This is a genomic window from Arthrobacter sp. Dra40, from assembly GCF_059091905.1.
The window spans coordinates 1-2,269 of the sequence record NZ_JBNHHB010000419.1; the positions used below are offsets into that span (position 1 = coordinate 1).

Genomic DNA, 2,269 nt, shown 5'->3' on the forward strand with positions numbered 1-2,269 from the left:
GGATTCGAACCCCCGGCCTTCTGTTCCGTAGACAGACGCTCTATCCAGCTGAGCTATGGGCGCTTGGCCTCGCGGCCGGATACAACTGTAGCGTGTTTGCCGGACAGTCGCCAAATCGAGGGGTGAAGGCCCGATTTCTCCCGGAAATCCGGGCCTTGCGGCATCTTTGAGGCGCCCCGACATCCGACTGCGGCGGTGAAGGTCACATAAACTAGACCGGTCTATATGACCTTAATCACATAAAGTATGCTTGCCTTAGAGAAAAACCGCGGAATCGCGGGCCCATCCTCTAGGGGTTGGAAAAAACCGGCTCTTCGACACCGAGCTGGTCTAGGCACGGCCCCATAGCATCGATACACACCACTGGCCCAAGAAAGGGATGAGTCATGGGCGATATCACGCGTCAGCCGGTTCTTGAGGAAACACTTATGGATGCCCCAACTACACACGCAAAGCTTCTGGCCTGGGTTGCCGAAGTTTCCGAGCTGACGCAGCCCGACTCTGTGTATTGGGTCGACGGCTCCGACGAGGAATATGCACGTCTGACCGATCAGTTGGTCGAAGCAGGCACGCTGAAGCGGCTGAACCCGGAGCTCTTCCCGAACTCTTTTGCCGGTTCGTCCGACCCGAAGGACGTGGCCCGCGTCGAAGAGCGGACTTACATCTGCTCGGAGAAGGAAGCCGACGCCGGGTTCACCAACAACTGGATGAACCCCGCCGATATGAAGTCGATCCTCATGGACCGCTTCGCCGGCAGCATGCGCGGACGCACCATGTACGTGATTCCGTTCGTCATGGGTCCCCTGGACGCTGAACAGCCGCAGTACGGCGTGGAGATCACCGACTCCGCCTACGTGGTCGCCTCCATGCGCATCATGGCCCGCATCGGCACCGACGTGCTGCGCAAGATGGAGGCCGAGGACGCGTTCTTCGTCCCCGCACTGCATTCGGTCGGCGCCCCGCTGGAACCCGGCCAGGACGACGTTGTCTGGCCCTGCAACGAGGAGAAGTGGATTGTGCACTTCCCCGAGGAGCGCTCCATCTGGTCCTACGGCTCGGGCTACGGCGGCAACGCGCTGCTGGGCAAGAAGTGCTACGCCTTGCGCATCGCTTCGGTCATCGCCCGCGACGAAGGTTGGCTGGCCGAGCACATGCTCATCCTCAAGCTGACCAGCCCGCAGGGCAAGGCCTACAACATCGCCGCCGCGTTCCCGTCCGCCTGTGGCAAGACCAACCTGGCGCTGCTGGATCCGACCATTGAGGGCTGGAAGGCCGAGACCCTCGGCGACGACATCAACTGGATGCGGATCGGCAAAGAGGGCGAACTGCGCGGCGTGAACCCGGAGTACGGCCTGTTCGGCGTCGCACCGGGTACCGGCTGGAGCACCAACCCCAATGCCATGCGCGCCATCGCCAAGGGCAACTCCATCTTCACCAACGTGGCCTTCACCGACGACGGCGGTGTCTGGTGGGAGGGCATGACGGACGAAGTCCCGGCCCACCTGATCGACTGGGAGGGCAACGACTGGACGCCGGACTCAGGCCGCCCGGCTGCCCACCCGAACTCCCGGTTCTGCACGCCGATCTCGCAGATCGACATGCTGGCCCAGGAGTACTACAGCCCGGACGGTGTGGAGATCCACGCGATCCTCTTCGGCGGCCGACGCAAGACCACCATCCCGCTGGTCACCCAGGCCCGCTCCTGGACCAACGGCATCTTTATGGGCTCGACCCTGTCGTCGGAGACCACCGCCGCCGCTTCCGGCGCCGTCGGTGTGGTCCGCCGCGACCCGATGGCCATGCTCCCGTTCATGGGCTACAACGCCGGCGACTACCTCAAGCACTGGGGTTCCATCGAGGGCAAGGCCAATCCGGAGCGGCTGCCCAAGGTCTTCCTGGTCAACTGGTTCCGCCGCACCGCGGACGGCGGCTTTGCCTGGCCGGGCTTCGGGGAGAACTCCCGTGTGCTCAAGTGGGCCATCGAGCGCATCGAGGGCACCGCGGACGCGACTGAAACCCCGATCGGCTTTATTCCGACCGGCGATTCAATCGACCTGACGGGACTGGACCTGTCCCCGGAGCAGGTCGAAGAAGCCGTCCGGGTGGATCCGGCGGAGTGGAAGGAAGAACTCAAGGGCATCGAGGAATGGTATGCCCGCTTCGGCGATGCCCTGCCCGAGGAGCTGGCTGCCGAACTCAAGCAGCTCCAGGCGCGCTTCGCCTGATTGACTGATTGAGGGACGCCACAACAGGCTCCCGGGATGAGGCC

Annotated in this window: 1 protein-coding gene; it reads left to right on the plus strand. The window is 63.5% G+C overall.

Annotated elements, in window-relative coordinates; genetic code table 11:
- The first annotated feature begins 386 nt into the window (after positions 1-386).
- Positions 387-2,225, plus strand: coding sequence for a phosphoenolpyruvate carboxykinase (GTP) (locus AC5RWT_RS36680; RefSeq protein ID WP_494084509.1), 1,839 nt, complete (start codon positions 387-389; stop codon positions 2,223-2,225).
- The last annotated feature ends 44 nt before the right edge of the window (positions 2,226-2,269 follow it).

Coding starts and splice junctions, on each gene's coding strand:
- AC5RWT_RS36680 (WP_494084509.1), top strand. CDS start 387: ATGGGCGATATCACGCGTCAGCCGGTTCTTGAGGAAACACTTATGGAT.